A 25,563-nucleotide genomic window follows, 5' to 3' on the forward strand; every position below is an offset into this window, starting at 1 on the left:
TTCCCTCACACCTTAGCCACGACAGGGCGGCCAAGCAGTCCCTGAGGACGGAAAATAAGGATCACCACCAGCAATCCAAAGGAGAACACGTCTTTGTAATCGGAGTTCACCATCCCTGAAAACTGCGCTTCGGCAATCCCGAGGATTAAGCCCCCCAGCATCGCGCCGGGCAGCGATCCGATCCCCCCGAGGACGGCGGCGGTAAAGGCTTTAATGCCAATAATAAAACCGGCGTAAAAATCAAAGGTGCCGTAGTTCATGGTGATCAGCACCCCAGCCAGTCCGGCCATCGCCGCGCCAATCACAAACACCAGGGAAATGATCCGGTCGGTATTGATGCCCAGAATCGACGCCATCTTGCGATCCTGCTGTACCGCGCGGCACATCCGCCCTAAGCGAGTGTGGCTGATTATCCAGGTCAGCAGCAGCATCCCGGCAAACGAGGCGATCAGAATGAACACCTTGGTGTAGGTGATCTGGACAAAACCTTCGCCAATATGAAAGCGCAGCACGCCGTCGAGCAGGGTCGGTACCCCCTGCTGACGCGGGCCCTGGCTTATCTGGGCGTAGTTTTGCAGGATCAGGGACATGCCAATCGCGGAGATCAGCGGCGCCAGGCGCGTGGAGTTGCGCAGCGGTTTGTAGGCGATACGTTCGATGGTCCAGCCGTAAACCCCCGTCACCACGATGGTGAACACCAGCGTGCCGAGGATCAGCAGCGGAAACGACTCCAGCCCGAAGAAAGACAGCAGCGCCAGGCCGATGGCGCAAAGATAGGCGGAGATCATATACACTTCACCGTGGGCGAAGTTAATCATGCCAATTATGCCGTATACCATGGTGTAGCCGATGGCAATCAACCCGTACACGGACCCCAGCGTTAAGCCGTTTATCAACTGCTGCAGAAAGAATGTTTCCATCGCTGCGCGCTCGTGTAATAGGCCGCCTTGCGAACGGCCTGAGGATTATTGTGCGTCGGCATGCGCACATGCCGACGTTGAGCGTGACTCCTTCCCGTTACTGCACTTCCTTATATTTACCTTTGTCGTCCCACTCATACACCACGTAGTCGGAGACTTTCAGGTCGCCTTTGCTGTCCCAGGATTTTTTGCCCATCACCGTATCCACCGGGTTAGCTTTCAGCCAGGCGCTGGCCTTGGCCGGATCGGACCCACCAGTGGCTTTGAATGCCGCGGCAATGGCCTGCACAGAGGCGTAGGAGTAAAGGGTATAGCCTTCCGGCTCGAATTTGCTGGCGCGGAATTTCTCGATAACGGCCTTGCCTTCCGGGATCAGGCGCGGGTCTTTACCGAAGGTCATATAGATGCCGTTGGTGTATTTCGCGCCCCCGGCAGCGGTGACCATCTCTTCGTTGACGATGCAGTCACCGGAGAAGAATTTGGCCTGCACCCCTTGCTCACGCATCTGGCGCACCAGCGGCCCGGCTTCCGGGTGACAGCCGCCGAAGAACACCACGTCCGGCTTCTGGGCACCAATTTTGGTCACCAGCGCGTTAAAGTCTTTTTCACCGCGCGACAGCCCTTCGTACATCACATCCTTGACGCCGTGTTTGGCCAGCGCCGCTCTGGTGGCGTCCGCCAGCCCCTGGCCGTAGGTGTCTTTGTCATGAATGATCGCCACCCGTTTGGCTTTCAGCTTGTCGACAATAAAGTCACTGGCGACCTGGCCCTGCTGATCATCGCGCCCGCACATGCGGAACATATCGCTCATGCCGCGTTCGGTGATCAGCGGGTTGGTCGAGCCCGGGGTGATGGCGAGCACGCCCGCGTCGTTATAGACCTCAGAAGCGGGCATCGTCGAAGACGAACAGAAATGGCCGACCACGGCTTTGACTTTATCCTGGTCTACCAACCGGTTAGCCACCGACACAGCCTGCTTAGGTTCACAGGCATCATCCCCCTGCACCAGCTTGATTTTTTCGCCGTTGATTCCCCCGGCGGCGTTGATGTCTTCTGCGGCCTGGGTCGCACCGTGCCAGTATTGATCCCCGTAGGTGGCGTTAGGTCCGGTAAACGGCCCGGCAACGCCAATGACGATATCAGCCTGGGCGGAAAATGCCGTCACCAGGCAACCTGCCAACATAAGAGAAAGCGGACTTCTGATAAATTTCAGCGACATGTGTACGTACCTTTCAGGAGGTTTATATAACGGCGTTCAACGTCAGCAACATTAAGCAAAAGGGTTGCCAGAATTGACGGCGCGCCGCTGGGTTTCGACAATTTTCAGTATAGAGCGCCGTTTTACGCCCCCCCGGCGCGGTGAAGTGAAATTACAGCGGGGATCACATCTCATTAACAATAAGAGACATAAGTTATGCGAGGGTCACGATCCGTGCAGTTATGCACCATCATTGCCCGTCTGGCGCAACAGCGCGTGTTAAGGGGCGTTCTGTGCTACCCTGCACCCAAATTTCTATTCTGCTGGAGAATGACCATGACTGAAGGTCCGTTAAATGAAAATGAGCTGGAGTGGCTGGAAGAGACGCTGATGACGTACGGCCATGACGAATCTGTGATGGACGTTTCAGAGCTCGACGGCATGCTGACAGCGGTACTCTCGGGCCCGGTAGTGGTTGAGCCCGATCGCTGGCTGGTGGCGGTATGGGGCGGCGAGAAGCATATTCCGCGCTGGAAGAACGATCGCGAGATGAACCGCTTCCTCGATCTGTGCTTTAAACATATGAATGATATCGCCGAGCGCCTGAGCGACTATCAGGATCAGTTTGAGCCGGTATTTGGCGAGAATGACGTCGACGGCAAGAGCTATACCGTGGTGGAAGAGTGGTGCTTTGGCTACATGCGCGGCGTGGCGCTGACCGACTGGTCGATGCTGCCGCACTCGCTGCAGGCGGATCTGGATGCCATTGCGCTGCACGCTTCGGAAGAGAACGTTGAACGTCTGGAAACCTTCACAGAGGAAGAGTTCCACGACAGCGTGGAGGCCATTCGTCCGGCGGCGCTGCGCCTGTACGACTACTGGAGCGCCAATCCTCAGCAGCCAACGACGCAGCAGCCGGTCATTAACGGCACCAAAGTGGGCCGCAACGATCCTTGCTCATGCGGCAGCGGCAAAAAGTTCAAGAACTGCTGTTTACATTAATGAAAAAGGGCTCATCGAAATGAGCCCTTTTTTTACCCCACTTCCGGCAGTATCCCCGCCGCAATGCCAAACTGCACCAGAATAATCATAATCCCGCAGGCAAACACCAGACACAGGGCCGGTTTCCCACCCGGTACGCGGTACTCGCCCTGGGGATGATGCTTACGGCTTTGCCACACCAGCAGCGACGGCAGCAGCAGGGCCAGCACCGCCAGCGCAACACCGGCATAGCCCAGCGCCATCACAAACCCACGCGGATAGAACAGGGCAAACGCCAGCGGCGGCAGGAAAGTGATCGCCCCGGTCTGCAGACGCCCGCCGAGGGTACGGCGGCGCTGGAACAGGTCAGCAAGATAATCAAACAGGCCCAGCGCAACCCCGAGGAACGAGGTCGCCAGCGCCAGATCGGCAAACAGATGCACCGCCAGCTCCACGTGCGGTGATGCAACCACTTCACGCAGCGCCTGCAGTAACCCGTTGAGCCCGGAATGGCTGGCCAACATCCCCATAAAGGTGGACGAGTCGATACTGCCCAGCGTCACCAGCTGCCAGAAGATATAGGCCACCAGCGGGATGGCGCTGCCGGTAATAAAGATCCAGCGCAGCTTGCGCACGTTGCCGTTCATATAGCTGACAATGCTCGGCACGCTACCGTGGAAGCCAAACGAGGTAAAAATTACCGGGATCGCCGACAGCGCCAGCCCTTTTTCCAGCGGCAGCGTCAGCAGGTTGACCTTATGGATATGCGGCGCCAGCAGAGCCAGCATCACTACCAGGAACACGATTTTTGTCGAGAACAGGAAGCGGTTGAACAGATCGACCAGCGACGTCCCCACGCAGACCACGCCGCCGCCAATCAGGGTAAAGAAGATCACCCCGGTCGACGGGGAAATATCGGCATTAAACCAGTCGTTGACGCTGGAGGCGATCAGCTCCCCCGCACCGCTGATGTAGGCCGCAGTCAGGGCGTACATCAGGAACATCATGCTAAAGCCGGTTATCCATTGACCAAAACGGCCCAGATAACGCCCGGCCAGCGACCCGAGCCCGGTATCGGCGGGAACATGCTGATAAACCTCGAGCAGCAGCAGGGCGGTGTAACACATCAGCGCCCATAATGTCCCCAATAACACCAGCGTGACGCCAAACCCCACGCCTGCTGCCGCCAGCGGCATCGCCAGCATCCCGGCACCAATCGTCGTCCCGGCGACGATAAAAATACTACCCAGAGTTCTGTTTTTCACGCTTTCCTCTACAACCACACGTCATCGCGACAAAATCTGCGGCGCAGCGTAAGGGAAAAGCGCAGATTCGTCAAACCGGCGTTACAAAGAGTGTAACCAGAACTTTACAATATTTGCGTTAAGTCCGCCGCTGGGCGTATGCCCGGCAAATTGTGGGTAGGTGCCTGGTTCATAAGGAGAATGTTTTCGTTTGATAATCCGGCGTAACGTAAACAATTCTAATAAATAATCAAAAAAAGTGAGGCCACGATGCCCGAGAGCAACCCCTTCAGCGCGAAATGGAGCCGGTCAGGCAATTTATTGTGTCACGGGCACTGGATCCTCCACTGGCAGGGACAGCTGCTGAATCTGCCCGAATCCCGGCAGGAGAAGGATATGGGCACCTGGGCCATCTACTCCATTATCGATCCCGAGGATGAAACTTTCGCCCAGGGGTTGCCGGAGGATGAGTGGATTATTGAGAACGTGGAATGGCTGACCGATCTCTTTTTTGACCATGGTATTCCGCTGGAAACGGACTGCTATCGCCAGTTTTACCATGCGGTAAACCGCGAGGACTGGCGCTGTACCAGCTGTGCAGGCTGCATGTAAACCTGAGCCAGCGCAAGGCGGGCAGGGCAAGAAGCGTTTACGCTGCGCCTTTCTTTGTGGAGGGGTTATGGCATCTGTTCATGGGCACGACGTGCTGACAATGATGATTGATTCTGGCGAGCCGTATACGGAACAGCGGTTGGTTGCGGCAATTACCGCACGCTACGGGGAAGCGGCGCGGTTTCACACCTGTTCGGCATCTGACCTGACGGCGGCGGAGCTGGTGGCGTTTCTGGCGGCGCGCGGTAAATTTATTCCGCTGGAAGAGGGGTTTTCAACTCACGAAAGTAAAATCTGCCGCCATTAATAATAATGCGGCGTCATTACGACGCCGCATAGTCATTATTTCTGGGCGTCGAGCGTCGACAGCTCTTTATCAATAAAGTACAGACCTTCACCTGATTTACCTGCCAGCGACAGTTTATCGAGAACCGATTTAAACAGCTTCTCTTCTTCATGTTGCTCTGCCACATACCACTGCAGGAAATTAAAGGTTGGATAATCCTGGCTGGTCATTGCGGCATGGGTCAGGGCATTAATCTGCTGGGTGATCAGCTGCTCATGTTCGTACGTGGCGCGGAACAGTTCGTCAAGAGAGGCGTATTCCGCCACCGGGGAGGCCACCGGGTTAATGCGCGGCAGGCTGCCGGTATCGGTAAGATAATCAAAGAGACGCTGCATGTGGGTCATCTCTTCCTGCGCGTGACGGCGTAAAAATGCCGCCGCACCTTCAAAGCTGTGATAGCTACACCAGGCACTCATCTGCTGATACAGCAGGGAGGAGTAAAGCTCCAGATTCATTTGCTCGTTCAGCTTGTCGATCATTTCGGGTTTAAGCATGGTGTAGCTCCGTTTTATTATTAACAGGTCAACGTGAGCGCCACTATAATTTGTTATTTAATTATTTGCAAAAGGTAACGTAATTATTTAAATGATGATAACAGTAATGGGAATAACACGCATTGCACTGAATTGAATATTATTAATGAGAATTATTCTGTTTCGTGTTTAACGTTATTATTGCCAGCAGTCTCGCTGGCAATACGCTTAATAATAAGCCGAGGTCGTGACGGCAGGGCGCGGGGCATAGCCATGACATTGATACTGGACGGTGAGGGTGGAATTCAGACACAGGGAACCGCTGATGACGCTGCAGGTTTCCACCGGCTGACCATAAGCCGTGGCGGTGCTGTACCCCATTGCCTGACATTCGCGGGTCGCGGTGGCACTCGTGATATAGGCGTCATCGTGTGAAGTCTGAAAGATGGGCTGACCATAATCAAGCCGGACGATACCCGACGTTACATCGACGCTGCTGACTTCTGCTTTGCGAGTGATGCCGCAACCCGCCAGCAGCAGGACCAGGCCAACCGTACATAATCTCTTCATAGAACGCTCTGGATGGAGTTGAAATAACCTATACTACCGCCATAACAATCCTGCAATGGCTGGATTAGCCGCGCAATCTGCCCATAAATCGATGTAAAACCCTCTTCCGATCCCAAAATTGTGAGCGCCTCTTAATTTTTTAAAACTATTTTTCACTTAATTTGAAAGTGCGTTTGCTTAGTAGTAAGGTTGGTCGGGTTAGCTATTCACAGCGGGACGTCCGCATCGTATTCAGGAGACGAAGAATGAAAATTGCACTGATGATGGAAAACAGTCAGGCGAACAAAAACGCCACCATCCTCAATGAGTTAAAAGCCGTTGCCGATGACAAAGGCTTCCCGGTTTACAACGTAGGCATGAGCGATGAAAACGACCATCACCTGACCTACATTCACCTGGGGATCATGGCGAGCATTTTGCTGAACTCAAAAGCGGTCGATTTCGTGGTCACCGGCTGCGGCACCGGTCAGGGCGCGCTGATGTCCCTGAACATCCATCCGGGTGTGGTGTGCGGCTACTGCATCGATCCTGCTGATGCCTTCCTGTTTGCCCAAATCAACAACGGTAACGCGCTCTCACTGCCATTCGCCAAAGGCTTCGGCTGGGGCGCAGAGCTGAACGTGCGCTTTATCTTCGAAAAAGCCTTCACTGGCCGTAAAGGCGAAGGCTACCCGCCAGAGCGTAAAGAGCCACAGGTTCGCAACGCGGGCATCCTGAATCAGGTTAAAGCTGCGGTGGTGAAAGAGAACTATCTCGACACCCTGCGCGCTATCGATCCAGAGCTGATTAAAACTGCGGTTTCCGGTCAGCGCTTCCAGCAGTGCTTCTATGAGAACTGCCAGGATAAAGAGATCGAAGCCTTTGTTCGCGGTATTACCGGCTAAATTGCCAACACCAGATCAAAGCCAGCATCTGCTGGCTTTTTTTATGCCTGTTTTTTCGACACCGCACTGCCCGCATCTTTCACCAGCCGCAGGGTATCAAACATCCCCAGCAGACAGACCAGCGCAATCGCCACGAATGCCAGGCGGAAGCTGATCCCCGGCAGCGTCGCCATCCCCAGCATCTTGCTGAACAGCTCGCCAATGCGGATCCCGATGGCGCCCAGGGTGATCCCCAGCCCCACTGCCAGCTGCGTCGCCGTCGAGAACAGGGTGTTCGCGTAGCTCATCTGCGGGGAAGGCACATCGGAAAAGGCGAGGGTGCTGATGGCGGTAAACTGAATCGAGCGGAACACCCCGCCGAGATACAGCACCAGCATAATGACCCACACCGGGGTTTGCGGGGTTAACAGGGCGCAGGCCAGCAGCGCCAGCACGTTCAACGCGCCGTTAATCAGCAGCAATTTTTTAAAGCCCAGGGTGCGGATCAGCGGCGTGGTGGCGGGCTTAATGGTCAGGTTGCCGACAAACACCGCCAGCACCAGCAGCCCGGAATGAAACGCGTCCATCCCGAATCCTACCTGAAACATAAGCGGCAGCAGGAAAGGCACGGCGCTGATCGAGGCCCGGAACAGCGAACCGCCGTACATGGTCACGCGAAACGTTGGCACCTGCAAAGCATCCAGACGGATCATCGGCCACGGCGCGCGGCGGAAATGGCGCAGCGCATAGGTCAGGGTCACGCCCCCGAGTACCAGCAGCGCCAGGGTCAGGGCGGTGTTAACGTGTTGAGATCCCATCGACTCCATGGCGTAGACCAGGCTCACCATTGCCACCGAGGTGGCGATAAAGCCCGGTATATCGAAGGGACGGCGCGTCTCTTCATAGATGTCGGGAATAATGCGCAGCGCCAGTACGATGGCAATCAGCCCCAGCGGGACGTTAATAAAGAAGATCCAGCGCCAGTCGGCGTAGCTGGTAATAAAGCCGCCCAGCGGCGGGCCGATGATGGGCGCCACCAGCGCAGGCCATGTGAGGGTGGCAATGGCGGTGATTAGCTGATGTTTTGGCGTAGTGCGTAGCACCGCCAGTCGACCGACCGGCACCATTAACGCCCCCCCCATGCCCTGCAGCACGCGCATGGCGACAAACTGATCGACGGTGTTTGCCAGGCCGCACAGCACTGAGGCGAGGGTAAAGATCGCCAGCGCAAGGGTGAAGACTTTGCGCGCGCCAAAGCGATCGGCGATCCAGCCGCTGGCGGGGATCAGCACCGCCAGGGTGATGAGATACGCACTGATACCAATGTTCAGATCGACGGCCTGCACGCCAAAGCTTCTCGCCATATCGGGCAGCGCCGTGGCAATCACGGTGCCGTCGAGAAACTCCATAAAGAACGCACCTGCCACCAGCAGCGCGGCGGGGGACATCCCGCTGGACGCTTTTCCGGAGATGTTGTCTGTCATTTTTCCTCTGCCACTTAAAAAAGATTTGAAATTTTTACTGGAATACGACTGTATTTAATTATCTGATTTATAATATTTTTTAATCGGAACAGGGTTTTATTATAAATAAACCTGCGTGATGAATATCACAAAATGATTGAAATTTGTGATGGAGATCATATTATGTGCGCATCAAAAGAAAACACCTGCATAACACATAATCTGGAGTAAACCGATGAAATTGCGCAAAATCCTGAAAAGCATGTTTGAAAGCTACTGCAAAACCTTCAAGGACGTACCGCCTGGCGCGATGTTCTGATAAAAAAACCTGCTGCGGCAGGTTTTTTTATGCCTGCAAACGGCATCGGGGCGAGCGTTTTGCTACTATGGCGGCCTTTAATACAGGAGAAGCCTATGTCTCAAAACCTGAGTGCCGATCAGGAACTGGTCTCTGACGTTGTTGCCTGCCAGTTGGTTATCAAACAAATCCTTGATGTGATCGAAATTATTGCGCCAGCCGAAGTGCGTGAGAAGATGTCCAGCCAGTTGAAAAGCATCGATTTCGCCAGCAATCCTGCCTCGGCAGACCCGGTCACGCTGCGTGCAGTGCAGAAAGCCATTGCGCTGATCGAGCTTAAGTTCACCCCACAGGGCGAATCTCACTAAAATAAACCGATGTTTCGAATTTGGAAATGGGTTTGTGAAAAATATGTGAACGGGCGGCCGACGGCCGCCCGGATAAAGGTTACATAAAGGTTTCGACCAGCAGATAGCTCATGGCGCAGGCGCAGCTGACGCCGATCAGCCCCGGTAGAATAAAGCTGTGGTTGATGATGAATTTGCCGATGCGCGTGGTACCAGAACGGTCAAAGCCAATGCAGGCCAGATCGCTGGGGTAAGTCGGCAGGACAAAGTACCCGTATGACGCCGGGAAAAAGGCAATCAGCATTTTCGGTTCAATCCCCAGCATCAGCCCCATCGGCGCTACCGCCGTCAGCGCGGCGGCCTGGCTGTTTACCAGCTTCGATACCAGAAACAGCACAATGGCATAGGTCCAGGGGTGGCTTTTCACCACGCCCTCAAGGGCCAGCTTCAGCTCGTCCAGATGCGCCTGGAAAAAGGTATCGCTCATCCACGCCACGCCAAACACCGAGAAAATCGCTACCATCCCGGCCTTAAACACCGCCCCGTTCGAAATCGCCGCAGCATTGACCTTACAGACCATTAGCATCACGGCTCCGGCAATCAGCATCATCATCTGGATCACCAGATTCATCGACAGCGCGGTCATTTTGCCTTTCACCTCGAACGCCGGGCGTAGATCGGGCAGGGCGCCTAACAGCACCACCACCGCAATACCGGCGAAGAAGATCCATGTCGACCAGTAAGCCTGTTTCGGAAAGTGCTGGTCCATCAAGGTATCGGTGCTGCCGTAGATGAATTTACGCTGCTCAGGATCCTGTAACCGGGCCTGAAACTCCTCGTCATCGGCCAGTTCTTTCCCGCGACGTAGGCTCCAGAGTGCCGCAATTGCGACACCGGTGAGCGAGGCAGGCACCGAGACCGCCAGGATCTCAAGAATGCCAAATGCGTGACCCATTCCGTGCCGGGCGGCGAGGATCGACACCAGCGATACCACGGCCACCGACACCGGCGACGCGGTGATTGCCATCTGTGAGGCGATGGACGCCACCGCCATCGGGCGCTCCGGGCGGATGCCTTTTTTCAGCGCGATGTCGGCAATGATCGGGAACATGGTATAGACCACGTGCCCGGTGCCGCACAGAAAGGTCAACGTCCAGGTGGTGAAGGGGGCGAGCAGAGTGATGTGCTGCGGATGCCGTCTGAGCAGTCGCTCGGCAAACTGCATCATCACGTTCAGACCGCCCGCGGTTTGCAGTGTGGCCGCGCAGCCAATCACCGCGAGGATCGTCAGCATCACATCAACCGGGGGCTTACCGGGCTGTAGGCCAAAAACAAAGCTCAGAATAAACAGGCCAATACCGCTTATCAGGCCCAGCCCCATACCGCCGAACCGGGTTCCGATTAGCAGGCAGAGGATAATGACAATAAATTCAACAGTGATCATGAGACTCCCTTGTCAACGATGGCAGAATTCCGCCAAATCATTACACGTTGTAAGGGTATAGGGTGGGAGCCAGATCGGATTTGTTAAAGGTTAACAAAAGCAATGAGTTGGTAACTTTATAGCAACACATTATCACCCGTTGCTGGCGGGTAATAATGCGCAGGCAGGCGATCAGTGATGCTGGCAATTCACCACATTCAGAAGATGACGATCCGTCTGCTCCTGACATATTCCGGCGCGGCGCGCGAGGCACACCTCATCCATCAGCGTTTTCAACAGTAAGCCATCCTGCTCCTGTTCCTTTTCAATATCATGCAGAAAATCGAAGGTTGGCAGGTCGTCCATTTCCCGGGCGTTATCTGCCAACTGAATCAGGGTAGAATGACGCTGCTCATACTCTTCCAGCATCCGTTGAAATAGCTCTTCCAGGGAAGAGTATGCTTCATTGGACATACTTGTTGCTTTAAGCACTGGGGTGGCACCGGACGCTTTCATAAATTCGAACACGCGCATCATCTGGGTGACGTTGCTCTGGGCCTGGGTACGCAGGAAGGTGGCGGTGCCATTGAGTCTGTTTTCTGAGCACCACTCACTCAGGTGCAGGCAGAGATTGGACGCATTAAACTCAAGATTCATTTGCGTGTTCAGTTTGTTCATTATACCGGGGACAGCCATAGCAACTTCCTTATTTCCGAGAAACATATTTGGGGGAATTATCGCCATAATAGATTCATTCGGTCAGCGCTGTATGTGATCGGTTATTCATTTCGGGTGATTATTAAAATAATAATAACAGACCATTTTTCATAAGAGAATGCTTATAAATATATTCTTACTATTCATTGAACATATTTAGATAAGGGAAATAGTGCAGGTGTCATAATTTACTGAACAGGTGGTAAAAATATAACAAATTGTTTAATAAGAGTATTTATATTCACTTCTGGATAGTGACATTAACGTTGCTGAACATTTGTTGTTTAATTCAGAAAATAAGTCTGCGTGCGATTATGAATTTATTTCACCCAAGGAGATTCTTAGTGATATGCACTATTAATATATCTTTACATCTTCCAGAATTTGCGCACGATCATTTTTGCGGGCAATCTGCCGTTCTGTGATCCAGCAGGAAGTTTAGCCTGACCGACTCTGTGAAAATGAAACGTTGTTTTATCTTTTTATATCATGGAGTTTATTATGGCAAAAGTTGCGGTGCTGCTGGCACCCGGGTTCGAAGAGGCGGAAGCAATCGTCACGATTGATATCCTGCGCCGTTTGAACATTGACGTTGAGACCCTGGCCTGCGCTGAGTCGCGGGCGGTGGTGAGTTACCACAATATCCCGATGGTTGCCGACAGCACCCTGAGCGAGAAAATCGACAGCGACTACGATGCCGTCGTCCTACCGGGCGGCCCGCAGGGCAGCGTGAACCTGGCGGCCAATGCCGAGGTGCTGCGCTTTGTTGCGGCCCATGACGAAGCGGGCAAGTATATCTGCCCCATCTGCTCTGCCGCAGCCCGTGTGCTGGGCGGAAACGGCCTGTTGAAAGGCCGCCGCTACGTCTGTTCAGGCGATCTCTGGCAGGACGTACAGGATGGTGAGTACGTTGATGCGCCGGTGGTGGAAGATGGCAATCTGATCAGCGGTAAAGGCCTGGGCCATGCATTTGACTTTGCCCTGACGATTTCTGCCCGCCTGCTGGGTGATGAAGCCCCCGTGCGGGATCACGCCGAACACATCTACTACCCCTGGTAACTGAAGTCCGGGCGTCAAGGCGCCCGGATGACAAGGATTCCTTAGCTGGTCTTATGGACTAATCTGCTTTACCCCTTTCTATTTGTCTGACAAATCTGTGCTTTTTTATGTCATTTCCCGCTGAATGTATGTACGCAATTACTGTAATTCTGCGCTGTGATGGCGCTCTCTTATGGATGATTAATTTCCCGCTAAAACTATCTCAAGCAAATGCGCTTTAAATACGCCTGGCGCTAATGCCTTGTTTTAAGTCCGATTAAAAAATATTGAGAAGTTTTTTCCCTACATAAAAGAACGCTGAAGCTGGAGTTTACCATGCACAAATTTACTAAAGCGCTGGCGGCCATTGGTCTGGCTGCCGTTATGTCACAATCCGCTATGGCGGAAAACTTAAAGCTCGGTTTTCTGGTGAAGCAGCCGGAAGAACCCTGGTTCCAGACCGAGTGGAAATTCGCCGATAAAGCCGGGAAAGATTTAGGCTTTGAAGTGATCAAAATCGCCGTGCCTGACGGTGAAAAAACGCTGAATGCTATCGATAGCCTGGCAGCCAGCGGCGCGAAAGGGTTTGTCATCTGTACTCCGGATCCAAAACTGGGCGCGGCGATTGTCGCCAAAGCCCGCGGCTACGACATGAAAGTGATTGCCGTGGATGACCAGTTCGTCAATGCCAAAGGCGTACCGATGGATACCGTACCGCTGGTGATGATGGCGGCGACCAAAATCGGCGAACGTCAGGGACAAGAGCTGTACAAAGAGATGCAAAAACGCGGCTGGGATGTGAAAGACACCGCCGTGATGGCGATTACCGCCGATGAACTGGATACCGCGCGTCGTCGCACCAGCGGTTCGATGGAGGCTCTGAAAGCAGCGGGCTTCCCGGAAAAACAGATCTACAAAGTGCCAACCAAATCTAACGATATCCCGGGCGCCTTTGATGCGGCGAACTCAATGCTGGTTCAGCATTCCGAAGTGAAACACTGGCTGGTGGTCGGGATGAACGATAACACCGTGCTGGGCGGCGTGCGCGCCACCGAAGGGCAGGGCTTCAAAGCGGCTGACGTTATCGGTATCGGTATCAACGGCGTTGATGCGGTGAGCGAACTGTCAAAAGCGCAGGGCACCGGCTTCTACGGCTCCCTGCTGCCGAGCCCGGACGTTCACGGCTACAAATCCAGCGAAATGCTCTACAACTGGGTGACCAAAGGGGCTGAGCCCGCGAAATTTACCGAAGTGACCGACGTGGTGCTGATCACCCGCGACAACTTCAAAGCAGAGCTTGAGAAAAAAGGACTGGGCGGTAAGTAATTTACTGTGATTGTGCCCCCCGCAGACTGGGGGGCCAGACGTTCACTACTCGATCCTCGGAGACGTTATGCACCAGTCAGAACCGTATCTCTCTTTTCGCGGCATCGGCAAAACCTTCCCCGGCGTCAATGCGCTGACCGATATCAGCTTTGACTGCTATGCGGGCCAGGTCCATGCCCTGATGGGGGAGAACGGCGCCGGAAAATCCACGCTGTTGAAAATTCTCAGCGGCAATTACGCCCCCACGACCGGCACGCTTGCCTTACAGGGCAAAGAGGTTGCTTTTGCTGACACCACCGCCGCGCTGAACGCCGGTGTCGCCATCATCTATCAGGAACTGCACCTGGTTCCCGAGATGACCGTCGCGGAAAACATCTACCTCGGGCAACTCCCGCACAAAAGCGGTTTCGTTAACCGTTCGCTGCTGAACTATGAAGCCGGGCTACAGCTCAAGCACCTCGGGCTGGATATTGACCCGCAGACCCCGCTCAAGTATCTCTCCATCGGCCAGTGGCAGATGGTTGAAATCGCCAAAGCGCTGGCGCGCAATGCCAAGGTTATTGCCTTCGATGAGCCGACCAGCTCGCTGTCGGCGCGTGAGATAGAGAACCTGTTCCGTGTGATCCGCGAGCTGCGCAAAGAAGGGCGCATCATTCTGTACGTGTCGCACCGTATGGAAGAGATCTTTGCCCTCAGCGATGCGATCACTGTTTTTAAAGATGGCCGCTATGTGCGCACCTTCTCCGATATGCAGCAGGTCAACCATGACCAGCTGGTACAGGCGATGGTTGGCCGCGAGCTGGGCGACATCTACCACTGGGAATCGCGTCAGTACGGCGGCGAGCTGCTGCGTCTTGAACAGGTCAAAGCGCCGGGCGTGCGTAAACCGATCACGCTGACGGTGCGCAGCGGCGAGATTGTCGGCCTGTTCGGGCTGGTGGGGGCCGGGCGCAGTGAACTGATGAAAGGGCTGTTTGGCGGCACAAAGATCACCGACGGACAGGTGTTTATTGACGGTCAGCTGGTCGATATCCAGAAACCCGCCCACGCCATTCGTGCGGGGATGATGCTCTGTCCGGAGGACCGTAAAGCCGAGGGGATTATTCCGGTGCACTCTGTGCGGGATAACATCAACATCTCGGCGCGGCGGAAGTCTATTCGTGCCGGGTGCCTGATTAACGACGCGTGGGAGGCCAGTAACGCCGATCACCACATTCGTTCCCTGAATATCAAAACGCCTGGCGCCGAACAGCTGATTATGAACCTCTCCGGCGGCAACCAGCAAAAGGCGATTCTGGGCCGCTGGCTGTCGGAAGAGATGAAGGTGATCCTGCTGGATGAACCGACCCGCGGCATTGACGTGGGGGCCAAGCACGAAATCTATAACGTGATTTACGCACTGGCAAAACGCGGGGTGGCGGTACTGTTCGCCTCCAGCGACCTGCCGGAAGTGCTGGGCGTGGCCGACCGGATCGTGGTGATGCGGGAAGGCGAGATCGCCGGTGAATTGCTTCATGAACAGGCGAATGAAAAGCAGGCGTTAAGCCTCGCTATGCCTAAAGTTAGCCAGGCCGTCGCCTGAGTAAGGAGAATAAGATGTCTTCTGTTACTACATCCGGATCGCCGAAATCGGCCTTCAGCCTGGGACGCATCTGGGATCAGTACGGCATGCTGGTGGTATTCGCCGTGCTGTTCCTTGGCTGCGCTCTCTTTGTGCCTAACTTCGCCACCTTCATTAATATGAAGGGGTTGGGACTGGCGATCTCCATGTCCGGGATGGTCGCCTGCGGGATGCTGTTCTGTCTGGCCTCGGGCGACTTCGACCTGTCGGTAGCCTCGGTCATCGCCTGCGCCGGGGTGACGACTGCGGTAGTCATTAATATGACCGAAAGCCTGTGGATTGGCGTGGCGGCGGGTCTGCTGCTCGGTGCCCTCAGCGGGCTGGTGAACGGTTTTGTGATTGCACGCCTGAAAATCAACGCCCTGATCACCACCCTCGCCACCATGCAGATTGTGCGCGGCCTGGCCTATATCATCTCTGACGGTAAGGCGGTGGGGATTGAAGACGAGCGCTTCTTCGCCCTCGGCTATGCCAACTGGTTCGGTCTGCCGGCACCTATCTGGCTGACGGTCGCCTGCCTGATACTCTTTGGTTTCCTGCTGAACAGAACCACCTTTGGTCGCAACACGCTGGCAATTGGCGGCAATGAAGAGGCCTCTCGCCTCGCCGGGGTTCCGGTGGTGCGGACCAAGATCATCATCTTTATGCTCTCCGGTCTGGTGTCGGCGGCGGCAGGGATAATCCTCGCCTCGCGCATGACCAGCGGTCAGCCGATGACCTCGATTGGCTATGAGCTGATTGTGATTTCTGCCTGCGTGCTGGGCGGGGTTTCACTGAAAGGCGGCATCGGAAAAATCTCATATGTGGTGGCCGGTATCCTGATCCTCGGCACCGTGGAGAACGCCATGAACCTGCTGAACATCTCCCCGTTCTCGCAGTACGTGGTTCGCGGTCTCATCCTGCTGGCGGCGGTGATCTTCGACCGTTACAAACAAAAAGCGAAGCGTACCGTTTAAGCGTGTTTCCTGCCTTTACCCACCCCAACTTTTAAGTGTAGACCCCCTTTCCGGACGCAGCGGAAGGGGGGTGTCAAATGGCGAGCAGCGTCACACTGTCTATACTTACATGGCTACTGAGATGTTAACTGTTTTCATCTCGCCAACCGTAAGGAGGATCAGGGTGGCCGATACGTTAACTTCACCGCCTTTACTGTCTGACGATTTTGCCTGGTTTTTTGACCTCGACGGAACCCTTGCCACCATCAGACCGCATCCCGATGAAGTGGCCGTTCCGGACGACGTTTTACATGCGCTGAATCAGCTGTCGCTGCTGAATCAAGGTGCACTGGCATTGATATCAGGGCGTTCAATGGCCGAGCTGGATAAGCTCGCCGAACCGTACCGTTTCCCGCTGGCCGGGGTACACGGCGCAGAGCGCCGCGACATCCATGGCCACACGCACATCGTCACGCTTCCTCAGGAACTGGTCCAGACGCTGCATGCTCAGCTGGCGACGGCGCTTTCCTGGCTGCCGGGCACTGAACTGGAAGCCAAAGGTATGGCCTTTGCGCTCCACTACCGTCAGGCCCCGCAGTATCAGCCACAGGTGCAGGCGCTGGCGGAACAAGTGGTGCGTGACAATCCGCAGCTGTCGCTCCAGCCGGGTAAGTGCGTGGTTGAAATCAAACCACGCGGGATCCACAAAGGCGAAGCCATCTCGGCTTTTATGCATGAAGCGCCTTTTGCGGGCAGAACGCCGGTCTTCTTTGGCGATGACCTGACGGATGAACACGGCTTTGAGGTGGTTAATCAGCTCAAAGGCGTATCAGTGAAAGTCGGCGCAGGTGAGACCAAAGCCAGCTGGCGGCTGGCAACGGTGCCTGATGTGTGGGAATGGATAATAAAAGCCGCTAACCATCAACAAGAAAAACAAATAGCGCAAACTAACAGGAGAACTGAATATGGGTCGCTTGATCGTAGTCTCTAACCGAATCGCTCCCCCGGATGACAAAAAAGCCAGCGCGGGTGGCCTGGCGGTGGGGGTACTGGGTGCGTTGAAAAGCACCGGCGGACTCTGGTTTGGCTGGAGCGGGGACATTGGTCAGGATGACAAACCGCTTAAAAAGGTCACGCGGGGGAACATCACCTGGGCCTCGTTTAACCTTAACGAGCAGGATTACGATGAATATTACAGCCAGTTTTCCAATGCGGTGCTGTGGCCAGCCTTTCATTATCGCCTGGACCTGGTGAAGTTTAAGCGTGAAGCCTGGGACGGCTACATGCGGGTAAACCGCCTGCTGGCCGATAAGCTGACGCCGCTGGTCAAACAGGACGACATGCTGTGGGTGCATGATTACCATTTGCTGCCGTTTGCCAGCGAGCTGCGCAAGCGTGAGATCAATAACCGCATCGGCTTCTTCCTGCATATCCCGTTCCCGACCCCCGAGATCTTTAACGCACTGCCGCCCGGTGAGGAACTGCTCGAACAGCTCTGTGACTACGACCTGCTGGGCTTCCAGACCGATAATGACCGCCTGGCCTTCCTGGACTGTGTTGCCAGCAAAACGCGGCTTATTGCTCACGATGACGGGGCGCATACTGCCTGGGGCAAGCGGTTCCATACCGAAGTCTATCCGATTGGTATCGAGCCAGATGATATTGCCGAACAGGCCTCCGGACCGCTGCCGCCCAAGCTGGCGCAGCTTAAAAATGAGCTGAAGCACGTCAAAAACATCTTCTCCGTTGAGCGACTGGATTACTCCAAAGGGCTGCCGGAGCGTTTTCAGGCCTATGAGACGCTGCTGGAAAAATTCCCTGAACACCACGGCAAAATCCGCTACACCCAAATTGCGCCAACCTCACGCGGAGAAGTGCAGGCCTATCAGGATATTCGTCATCAGCTGGAAACCGAAGCCGGACGCATCAACGGTCGCTACGGGCAGCTGGGCTGGACGCCGCTGTTCTATCTCAATCAGCACTTTGAGCGCAAAATCCTGATGAAGGTGTTCCGCTATGCCGACGTCGGGCTGGTGACGCCGCTGCGCGATGGGATGAATCTGGTGGCGAAGGAGTACGTTGCGGCGCAGGACCCGAAGGATCCCGGCGTGCTGGTGCTGTCGCAATTTGCCGGTGCCGCCAACGAGCTGACCTCAGCACTGATTGTTAATCCTTACGACAGGGACGATGTGGCGAACGCGCTGCATCGTGCGCTGAAAATGCCGCTAACGGAGCGCATATCACGCCATGCTGAGATGATGAAAGTGATCCGTGAAAATGATATCGATCGCTGGCAGGCGCGCTTTATTCAGGATCTGAATGACATCACTCCCCACAGCGTGGAGAGCAATCTGCAAAAAAAGGTCGCAACCTTCCCTAAACTGGCCTGATGATTTTTCACTCAGTGGCTCACACAGCGCTGAGTGGAATTAACAGCACGTCCACTTTGCTGCCGCTGACAATGGTTTTTGCGCTGCATGCCGCGCGAGAAAAAAAACTGTGATTATGGTTGCCGCATATCACTAAATCCACCTGCTGTTTTTGACATATATCATAAATACACTGACTTATTTCACCGGTTGCAATCACCGTTTGCGCAATCGGATATTCTGCGTGCGCAATCAGTGCATCCAGAAATTGCTGTGTCTCCTCCTGTAACACATCGCGAATATCTTCCAGCATCGGGGCGGCGAGCTGGTTATACATTTCCGGTTCTGTCCCCAGTGTCACCAGCGTGATGCGCGCCTGCGTCGGACGGGCGATGGCAACCGCTTTGCTCAGTAACTGCTCGCTTTCAGGGGAAAGGGCCACACAAACAAGAAGATGGGAGTAACTCATTGCGTCCTCCAGAAGATTGGGTAAACCGCCTTTGCATCAGCATTAGCGCGCTTCCTCTCATTGCGCAAGAGAGGAAGGTGGCATTAGTGTGACGCTTATCATAATTATTCATTAATAATTCTTATGCAACGAATAGCCCGGTTATGCACGCATCGACTGTAAACGATTACTTAACGTTAATCATACAAATTTAATTACCTGTATTACTTAGATTTTAACCTTGCATTAACCTTTAAAAAGCGGTAACGGGAGGAAATTACTTCAGCATTTTTCACGGTTAACTGGCTGTTTTAGAAAGGGTTAAATTAGGCGTTTCTATCATAGACATAGCGAGGCCGGGCGGGCGTTTGTTCGCTGTCAACCCCCGGCAAGTAACGTGCCGCTTCAGTTCATGCTTCTGCATGAATATTCGGCATCAGAGAATATATCCTGTGGTTAAACGCTCATAAAAAAGACAATTTAGAAGCGGGGCTGATGGATTTTTGGCTCAAATTCAGGCAAATTATGTGATCTGGATCACATTTATTTCAAATTTCAGGCGAGGCTGCATTGTATGTGATAAACCGGACGGGTAGAGTTGCGGCGAATTAGGAAAAATCTTAGTTAATTGTAAGAAATGATAAATGTGTAAGAGAGGACAATTATTCTTCTTTACGTGATTCATCTCTACACAACTTAATTCGACTATGTGTTTTAGCCTTTTCTTCTTTTTTTACCGGGGTTTTCCCGGCGACATCACGGGGTGCGGGATACCCGCACAAAAAATGATTGTAGGTTATTCGGGAAGGAACCGATGCATACATCCGAATTGCTAAAACACATCTATGACATCAACCTGTCATATTTACTGCTTGCACAACGTTTAATTAGCCAGGACAAAGCCTCGGCGATGTTCCGCCTGGGTATCCATGAAGAGATGGCCACTACGTTAGGAGCGTTAACGCTGCCACAAATGGTGAAACTGGCCGAAACCAATCAACTGGTTTGCCAGTTCCGGTTTGATAACCACCAGACCATCACGCAACTGACGCAAGATTCCCGCGTGGACGACCTGCAGCAGGTTCACACCGGTATTTTGCTTTCTACCCGTCTGCTCAACGACATCAGCCAGGCTGATGACGCAGCCCGTAAGAAAAGGGCGTAACGATGAGTGAGAAGAGCATTGTTCAGGAAGCGCGTGATATTCAGCTGGCGATGGAATTGATCACCTTGGGTGCGCGTTTGCAAATGCTGGAAAGCGAGACGCAGCTGAGCCGTGGTCGTCTTATCAAATTGTATAAAGAATTGCGCGGTAGCCCACCGCCAAAGGGGATGCTGCCGTTTTCCACCGACTGGTTTATGACATGGGAGCAGAACATTCACGCTTCTATGTTCTGTAACGCCTGGCAGTATCTGCTCAAGACCGGCTTATGCAGCGGCGTTGATGCCGTCATTAAAGCCTACAAACTGTACCTCGAGCAGTGCCCGCAGCCTGAAGAAGGGCCGCTGCTGGCATTGACGCGCGCATGGACGCTGGTGCGTTTTGTCGAGAGCGGACTGCTCGAACTGTCTCGCTGCAACTGCTGTAGCGGTAACTTTATTACCCATGCGCATCAGCCTGCCGGCAGCTTTGCCTGCAGTTTGTGCCAACCGCCGTCCCGCGCGGTAAAAAGACGTAAACTTTCCCGGGATCCTGCCGATAGTAATCCACAACTGCTGGATGAACAGATCGTACAAGCTGTTTAACCCGATCCCAGGGGCAAGATTCCAGCAGCGGTAAGTCATTACCGCTGCTTTTTTTATGCCCGAAGGGCGGGTAAACCCCGAACTGTGCATCCAGCTAAAGTCACTAGCGGAAGGATGATGTCGTGCTTATCTTATTAGGTTACCTGGTAGTTCTCGGTACAGTTTTCGGCGGTTATATGATGACCGGCGGGCACCTTGGGGCACTCTATCAACCCGCTGAGTTGGTCATCATCGGCGGTGCAGGGGTGGGGGCGTTTATCGTTGGCAACAACGGTAAGGCGATCAAGGCGACGTTAAAGGCGCTGCCGTTACTGTTCCGTCGTTCGAAGTACACCAAAAGCATGTACATGGATCTGCTGGCGCTGCTGTATCGCCTGATGGCCAAATCACGCCAGCAGGGGATGTTCTCCCTGGAGCGCGATATCGAGAATCCACAGGAGAGCGAGATTTTTGCCAGCTATCCGCGCATCCTCGCCGATAAGGTGATGCTGGAATTCATCGTCGACTATCTGCGCCTGATTATCAGCGGCAACATGAACACGTTTGAAATCGAAGCCCTGATGGACGAAGAGATCGAAACCCACGAAAGCGAAACCGAAGTTCCGGCCAACAGCCTGGCGATGGTAGGGGACTCCTTGCCTGCGTTCGGGATCGTCGCGGCGGTAATGGGGGTGGTTCATGCCCTGGCCTCGGCGGATCGTCCGGCAGCAGAGCTGGGCGCGCTGATTGCCCACGCGATGGTGGGAACCTTCCTCGGTATCCTGCTGGCGTACGGATTTATCTCCCCGTTGGCAACCGTGCTGCGTCAGAAAAGCGCCGAAACCAGCAAAATGATGCAGTGCGTCAAAATTACCCTGCTCTCCAATCTGAACGGATATGCCCCGCCGATCGCGGTCGAGTTTGGGCGCAAAACGCTGTACTCCAGCGAGCGTCCATCGTTTAACGAGCTCGAAGAGCACGTGCGTGCGGTGAAGAACCCAAACCAGCAGACGAGCACTGAAGACGCATGAAAAACCAGGCCCATCCTATCGTCATCGTCAAAAAGCGTAAGCACAAAGGTCATGGAGGCCATCATGGCGGCTCATGGAAAATTGCCTATGCCGACTTTATGACCGCGATGATGGCCTTCTTCCTGGTGATGTGGTTGATCTCCATCTCCAGCCCGAAGGAGCTGATTCAGATCGCTGAGTATTTCCGCACTCCGCTGGCGACGGCGGTGTCGACCGGGCCGCGTATTTCTAACAGCGACAGCCTCATCCCCGGCGGTGGCGATGATTACACGCAAAAACAAGGCGAAGTGAAGCGCGAGCCGAACATTGATGAGTTAAAAAAACGCATGGAGCAGAGCCGTCTGCAGAAACTGCGCGGCGATCTGGATCAGCTGATTGAGGCCGATCCCAAGCTGCGCGCGCTGCGTCCGCACCTGAAGATCGACCTGGTGCAGGAGGGGCTGCGTATTCAGATTATCGACAGCCAGAACCGGCCGATGTTTAAAACCGGCAGCGCCGAAGTGGAACCTTATATGCGCGATATCCTGCGCGGTATTGCGCCCGTATTGAATGGGATCCCAAACCGAATCAGTCTTTCCGGCCACACCGATGACTTCCCTTACGCCGGCGGCGAAAAAGGGTACAGCAACTGGGAGCTCTCTGCGGATCGCGCCAACGCTTCCCGCCGCGAGCTGGTGATCGGAGGACTGGATGATGGCAAAGTGCTGCGGGTCGTCGGCATGGCCGCCACGATGCGCATGTCCGATCGCGGGCCTGACGATGCCATCAACCGTCGTATTAGTCTCTTAGTGCTCAATAAACAGGCGGAGCAGGCCATCCTGCACGAAAACGCCAGCAGTCAGAATGAGTCACTGGATGATTTAAAACAGCCAGGCGCCGTGCCTTCGGCTGCCGTTCCAACATCGCCACCAGCCAATCCGAGGTGATAGCGTGAGCATGGATATTACCGATTTTTACCAGACGTTTTTTGATGAAGCCGACGAGTTGTTGGCTGATATGGAGCAACATCTGCTGGATCTGGTGCCCGAAGCGCCGGATTCAGAGCAGCTCAACGCCATTTTTCGTGCTGCCCACTCCATAAAAGGGGGCGCCGGCACGTTTGGCTTTACCATCCTGCAGGAAACCACGCACCTGATGGAAAACCTGCTGGATGAAGCCAGACGCGGTGAGATGCAGCTCAATACCGACATTATTAACCTGTTTTTGGAAACGAAAGATATTATGCAGGAACAGCTCGATGCCTATAAAAGCTCGCAAGAGCAGGATGCTGCCAGCTTTGAATATATCTGCAACGCCCTGCGTCAGTTAGCCCTTGAAGCCAAAGGTGAAGCGGCGGTACCCGCCGTCGCCCCGGCAAAACTGAGCGTGGTGGACGCTGCCCCTGTCGCGGCAACCGTTGCGGACGACCGTCTGCGGATCCTGCTGTCCGGCCTGAAAGAGAGCGAAGTTAACCTGCTTGAAGAGGAACTGAGCAATCTGGCGACCCTGAGCAACGTGGTGAAGGGCAAAGATACCCTCGCCGCCACGCTCGGCGGTGGGATCGGCAAAGACGATGTCATTGCGGTGCTGTGCTTTGTGATCGAGCCTGAGCAGATTGATTTTGAAGCGGTGATCGATGAGCCGGTGGTCGAAGCCATTGTTGAAGCCCCAGCTGCTCCGGCGGTGGTACCTGCCGCACCAGCCCTGAAGGCAGTACCGGCAGAGACTCCAGCCCCAGGCCGCGCCGAACGTGAAAAACCGGCCGCGCGCGTCAGCGAATCCACCTCCATTCGTGTGGCGGTAGAAAAAGTCGACCAGCTGATCAACCTGGTGGGCGAACTGGTGATTACCCAGTCGATGCTGGCCCAGCGTTCCAACGAGCTGGATCCGGTGAACCACGGGGAACTGATCACCAGCATGAGCCAGCTGCAGCGCAACGCCCGCGATCTGCAGGAATCGGTCATGTCGATTCGTATGATGCCGATGGAATACGTCTTCAGCCGCTTCCCACGTCTGGTGCGCGACCTGGCCAGCAAGCTTAACAAGCAGATTGAACTGACGCTGATGGGTAGCTCCACCGAGCTGGATAAGAGCCTGATTGAGCGCATCATCGATCCGTTAACGCACCTGGTGCGTAACAGCCTTGACCACGGGATCGAGCTGCCGGAAAACCGCGTGGCGGCAGGTAAATCCCCGGTCGGCAACCTGATCCTCTCCGCAGAGCATCAGGGCGGGAATATCTGCATCGAAGTGACCGACGACGGTGCGGGCCTGAACCGCGAGCGCATCCTCGCCAAGGCTCTGTCGCAGGGGATGGCAGTCAACGAAAACATGACCGACGAAGAGGTCGGGATGTTGATTTTCGCCCCGGGCTTCTCTACCGCCGAGCAGGTGACGGACGTCTCCGGGCGCGGCGTGGGCATGGATGTGGTGAAACGTAACATCCAGGAGATGGGCGGCCACGTTGAGATCAAATCGAAGCAGGGGACCGGGACGACCATTCGCATCCTGCTGCCGTTGACGCTGGCGATCCTCGACGGCATGTCGGTGAAAGTGGCGAACGAAGTCTTCATTCTGCCGCTGAATGCGGTGATGGAATCGCTGCAGCCGCGTGAAGAAGATCTCCATCCACTGGCGGGCGGCGAGCGCGTGCTGGAAGTGCGTGGCGAATACCTGCCGCTGCTGGAGCTGTGGAAAGTGTTCGACGTGGACGGGGCCAAAACCGAAGCCACGCAGGGGATTGTGGTGATCCTGCAAAGCGCAGGCCGTCGCTATGCGCTGCTGGTTGATCAGCTGATTGGTCAGCATCAGGTGGTGGTGAAAAACCTTGAGAGCAACTACCGCAAAGTGCCGGGCATTTCCGCCGCCACCATCCTCGGGGATGGCAGCGTGGCGCTGATCGTCGACGTGTCGGCGCTTCAGGGATTAAATCGTGAACAACGTATGGCGCACACAGCCGCCTGATTCAGTTAAGAAGGTAAAAACATGACCGGTATGAGTAATGTAACGAAGCTGGCCGGCGAGCCATCAGGGCAGGAATTCCTGGTTTTCACTTTAGGTGATGAAGAATACGGTATCGATATTCTGAAAGTGCAGGAAATCCGTGGCTATGATCAGGTGACCCGTATCGCCAACACGCCTGAATTTATCAAAGGTGTGACCAACCTGCGCGGTGTGATCGTGCCGATTGTTGACCTGCGCGTCAAGTTCAACCAGGGTGACGTGGAGTACAACGAGAACACCGTGGTGATCGTCCTCAATCTGGGTCAGCGCGTGGTCGGGATCGTGGTTGATGGGGTATCGGATGTGCTCTCCCTGACCACCGATCAGATCCGCCCGGCACCGGAGTTTGCCGTGACGCTGTCCACCGAATACCTGACCGGTCTGGGTGCGCTCGGCGACCGCATGCTGATTCTGGTGAACATTGAGAAGCTGCTCAACAGCGATGAGATGGCGCTGTTAGACGTAGCAGCAAATCATGTGGCATAAATAAAAGCAAAACGGCAACCTCAGGTTGTAATGCCAGTCAGTTAAGCAACTGACTGGCCCTTTTTCGGGGCTGTGGTGTACCTCCAGGGCCTCTCCTTTACCACCCTCGGGAAGGCCCTTTCCCTTCTTGTCGGCAGCCTGACCATC

At 54.7% G+C, this 25,563-nt stretch carries 28 protein-coding genes; 18 read left to right on the forward strand and 10 right to left on the reverse strand.

All coding sequences use genetic code 11. From position 1 onward, the window contains the following. Window positions 1-5: 5 nt before the first annotated feature. Both M8014_RS10015 and M8014_RS10020 read right to left on the reverse strand, forming a co-directional pair. Entirely contained in the window at window positions 6-920 is a 915-nt protein-coding gene (locus M8014_RS10015; protein WP_271268588.1) for an ABC transporter permease subunit, read from the reverse strand. Window positions 921-1,017: 97 nt separating this feature from the next. Further along, entirely contained in the window at window positions 1,018-2,139 is a 1,122-nt protein-coding gene (locus M8014_RS10020; RefSeq protein ID WP_271282326.1) for a branched-chain amino acid ABC transporter substrate-binding protein, read from the reverse strand. Between the two features lie 315 nt (window positions 2,140-2,454). On the opposite strand from M8014_RS10020, the gene M8014_RS10025 reads away from it, so the two are divergent. Further along, entirely contained in the window at window positions 2,455-3,120 is a 666-nt protein-coding gene (locus M8014_RS10025; RefSeq protein ID WP_271282327.1) for a YecA/YgfB family protein, read from the forward strand. A gap of 32 nt (window positions 3,121-3,152) precedes the next feature. Here M8014_RS10025 and tyrP read toward each other — a convergent pair whose 3' ends face one another. Beyond that, window positions 3,153-4,364, reverse strand: a complete 1,212-nt coding sequence (tyrP, locus tag M8014_RS10030; RefSeq protein ID WP_271282328.1) for a tyrosine transporter TyrP — start codon at window positions 4,362-4,364, stop codon at window positions 3,153-3,155. A 249-nt stretch (window positions 4,365-4,613) separates the two neighbouring features. On the opposite strand from tyrP, the gene M8014_RS10035 reads away from it, so the two are divergent. Both M8014_RS10035 and M8014_RS10040 read left to right on the forward strand, forming a co-directional pair. Then, window positions 4,614-4,955 (forward strand): hypothetical protein, encoded by a 342-nt coding sequence (locus M8014_RS10035; RefSeq protein WP_271282329.1) that lies wholly within the window; start codon window positions 4,614-4,616, stop codon window positions 4,953-4,955. Between the two features lie 67 nt (window positions 4,956-5,022). Continuing rightward, window positions 5,023-5,262, forward strand: a complete 240-nt coding sequence (locus M8014_RS10040) for a YecH family metal-binding protein (RefSeq protein ID WP_271282330.1) — start codon at window positions 5,023-5,025, stop codon at window positions 5,260-5,262. Between the two features lie 35 nt (window positions 5,263-5,297). Here M8014_RS10040 and ftnA read toward each other — a convergent pair whose 3' ends face one another. Beyond that, window positions 5,298-5,795, reverse strand: a complete 498-nt coding sequence (gene ftnA, locus M8014_RS10045) for a non-heme ferritin (protein ID WP_271282331.1) — start codon at window positions 5,793-5,795, stop codon at window positions 5,298-5,300. Window positions 5,796-6,002: 207 nt separating this feature from the next. Beyond that, window positions 6,003-6,344: a YecR family lipoprotein gene (yecR, locus tag M8014_RS10050; protein WP_271282332.1), complete on the reverse strand. Its 342-nt coding sequence runs from the start codon at window positions 6,342-6,344 to the stop codon at window positions 6,003-6,005. A 245-nt stretch (window positions 6,345-6,589) separates the two neighbouring features. On the opposite strand from yecR, the gene M8014_RS10055 reads away from it, so the two are divergent. Then, window positions 6,590-7,228 carry an RpiB/LacA/LacB family sugar-phosphate isomerase gene (locus M8014_RS10055; protein ID WP_271268581.1) on the forward strand — a complete coding sequence of 213 codons (639 nt, stop codon included), beginning with the start codon at window positions 6,590-6,592 and terminating at the stop codon, window positions 7,226-7,228. Between the two features lie 41 nt (window positions 7,229-7,269). Here M8014_RS10055 and M8014_RS10060 read toward each other — a convergent pair whose 3' ends face one another. After that, complete coding sequence (locus tag M8014_RS10060; protein ID WP_271282333.1) at window positions 7,270-8,691, reverse strand: MFS transporter; 1,422 nt, start codon at window positions 8,689-8,691, stop codon at window positions 7,270-7,272. 214 nt (window positions 8,692-8,905) lie between these two features. Between M8014_RS10060 and azuC the strand changes: the two genes are divergently transcribed. Both azuC and M8014_RS10070 read left to right on the forward strand, forming a co-directional pair. Further along, entirely contained in the window at window positions 8,906-8,989 is an 84-nt protein-coding gene (gene azuC, locus M8014_RS10065; protein ID WP_098946254.1) for a stress response protein AzuC, read from the forward strand. 95 nt (window positions 8,990-9,084) lie between these two features. Then, window positions 9,085-9,336: a DUF2766 family protein gene (locus M8014_RS10070; RefSeq protein WP_271268579.1), complete on the forward strand. Its 252-nt coding sequence runs from the start codon at window positions 9,085-9,087 to the stop codon at window positions 9,334-9,336. 79 nt (window positions 9,337-9,415) lie between these two features. On the opposite strand, the gene M8014_RS10075 is transcribed toward M8014_RS10070, so the two are convergent. Next, complete coding sequence (locus tag M8014_RS10075) at window positions 9,416-10,759, reverse strand: anaerobic C4-dicarboxylate transporter (protein WP_271282334.1); 1,344 nt, start codon at window positions 10,757-10,759, stop codon at window positions 9,416-9,418. A gap of 171 nt (window positions 10,760-10,930) precedes the next feature. Then, on the reverse strand, window positions 10,931-11,434 hold the full coding sequence (locus M8014_RS10080; protein WP_271282335.1) for a non-heme ferritin-like protein: 504 nt from the start codon (window positions 11,432-11,434) through the stop codon (window positions 10,931-10,933). 522 nt (window positions 11,435-11,956) lie between these two features. Between M8014_RS10080 and M8014_RS10085 the strand changes: the two genes are divergently transcribed. The 6 genes from M8014_RS10085 to otsA all read left to right on the forward strand — a co-directional run bounded on the left by M8014_RS10085 (window position 11,957) and on the right by otsA (window position 18,765). Next, window positions 11,957-12,514: a DJ-1/PfpI family protein gene (locus M8014_RS10085; RefSeq protein ID WP_271282336.1), complete on the forward strand. Its 558-nt coding sequence runs from the start codon at window positions 11,957-11,959 to the stop codon at window positions 12,512-12,514. A gap of 315 nt (window positions 12,515-12,829) precedes the next feature. After that, a complete protein-coding gene (gene araF / locus M8014_RS10090) occupies window positions 12,830-13,819 on the forward strand; it encodes an arabinose ABC transporter substrate-binding protein AraF (protein WP_271282337.1) in 990 nt (329 codons plus the stop codon). A gap of 67 nt (window positions 13,820-13,886) precedes the next feature. Next, complete coding sequence (gene araG, locus M8014_RS10095; protein WP_271282338.1) at window positions 13,887-15,401, forward strand: L-arabinose ABC transporter ATP-binding protein AraG; 1,515 nt, start codon at window positions 13,887-13,889, stop codon at window positions 15,399-15,401. Between the two features lie 14 nt (window positions 15,402-15,415). Continuing rightward, entirely contained in the window at window positions 15,416-16,396 is a 981-nt protein-coding gene (gene araH, locus M8014_RS10100) for an L-arabinose ABC transporter permease AraH (protein WP_271282339.1), read from the forward strand. Between the two features lie 163 nt (window positions 16,397-16,559). Then, complete coding sequence (otsB, locus tag M8014_RS10105; protein ID WP_271282340.1) at window positions 16,560-17,366, forward strand: trehalose-phosphatase; 807 nt, start codon at window positions 16,560-16,562, stop codon at window positions 17,364-17,366. Then, window positions 17,341-18,765, forward strand: coding sequence for an alpha,alpha-trehalose-phosphate synthase (otsA, locus tag M8014_RS10110; protein ID WP_271282341.1), 1,425 nt, complete (start codon window positions 17,341-17,343; stop codon window positions 18,763-18,765). Before otsB ends, otsA begins: the two co-directional genes overlap by 26 nt. Window positions 18,766-18,784: 19 nt before the next feature. Here the strand turns inward: otsA and uspC are convergent, their stop codons facing one another. Beyond that, a complete protein-coding gene (uspC, locus tag M8014_RS10115; RefSeq protein WP_271282342.1) occupies window positions 18,785-19,213 on the reverse strand; it encodes a universal stress protein UspC in 429 nt (142 codons plus the stop codon). 793 nt (window positions 19,214-20,006) lie between these two features. Here uspC and flhD point away from each other — a divergent pair. From flhD to cheW, 6 genes are all read left to right on the forward strand, one after another. Then, window positions 20,007-20,357, forward strand: a complete 351-nt coding sequence (gene flhD, locus M8014_RS10120) for a flagellar transcriptional regulator FlhD (protein WP_271282343.1) — start codon at window positions 20,007-20,009, stop codon at window positions 20,355-20,357. Window positions 20,358-20,359: 2 nt separating this feature from the next. Continuing rightward, entirely contained in the window at window positions 20,360-20,938 is a 579-nt protein-coding gene (gene flhC, locus M8014_RS10125) for a flagellar transcriptional regulator FlhC (protein WP_271282344.1), read from the forward strand. Between the two features lie 122 nt (window positions 20,939-21,060). Beyond that, window positions 21,061-21,948 carry a flagellar motor stator protein MotA gene (gene motA, locus M8014_RS10130; protein ID WP_271282345.1) on the forward strand — a complete coding sequence of 296 codons (888 nt, stop codon included), beginning with the start codon at window positions 21,061-21,063 and terminating at the stop codon, window positions 21,946-21,948. Then, window positions 21,945-22,874 carry a flagellar motor protein MotB gene (motB, locus tag M8014_RS10135; protein WP_271282346.1) on the forward strand — a complete coding sequence of 310 codons (930 nt, stop codon included), beginning with the start codon at window positions 21,945-21,947 and terminating at the stop codon, window positions 22,872-22,874. Before motA ends, motB begins: the two co-directional genes overlap by 4 nt. Window positions 22,875-22,878: 4 nt before the next feature. After that, window positions 22,879-24,891, forward strand: coding sequence for a chemotaxis protein CheA (gene cheA / locus M8014_RS10140; protein ID WP_271282347.1), 2,013 nt, complete (start codon window positions 22,879-22,881; stop codon window positions 24,889-24,891). 21 nt (window positions 24,892-24,912) lie between these two features. Further along, entirely contained in the window at window positions 24,913-25,416 is a 504-nt protein-coding gene (gene cheW / locus M8014_RS10145; protein ID WP_271268564.1) for a chemotaxis protein CheW, read from the forward strand. Between the two features lie 41 nt (window positions 25,417-25,457). Here the strand turns inward: cheW and M8014_RS10150 are convergent. Next, on the reverse strand, window positions 25,458-25,563 hold a 106-nt coding region (locus tag M8014_RS10150), incomplete at its 5' end, for a hypothetical protein (protein ID WP_271282353.1).

The organism is Silvania hatchlandensis (genome assembly GCF_025564065.1).
Lineage (GTDB): Bacteria > Pseudomonadota > Gammaproteobacteria > Enterobacterales > Enterobacteriaceae > Enterobacter > Enterobacter hatchlandensis.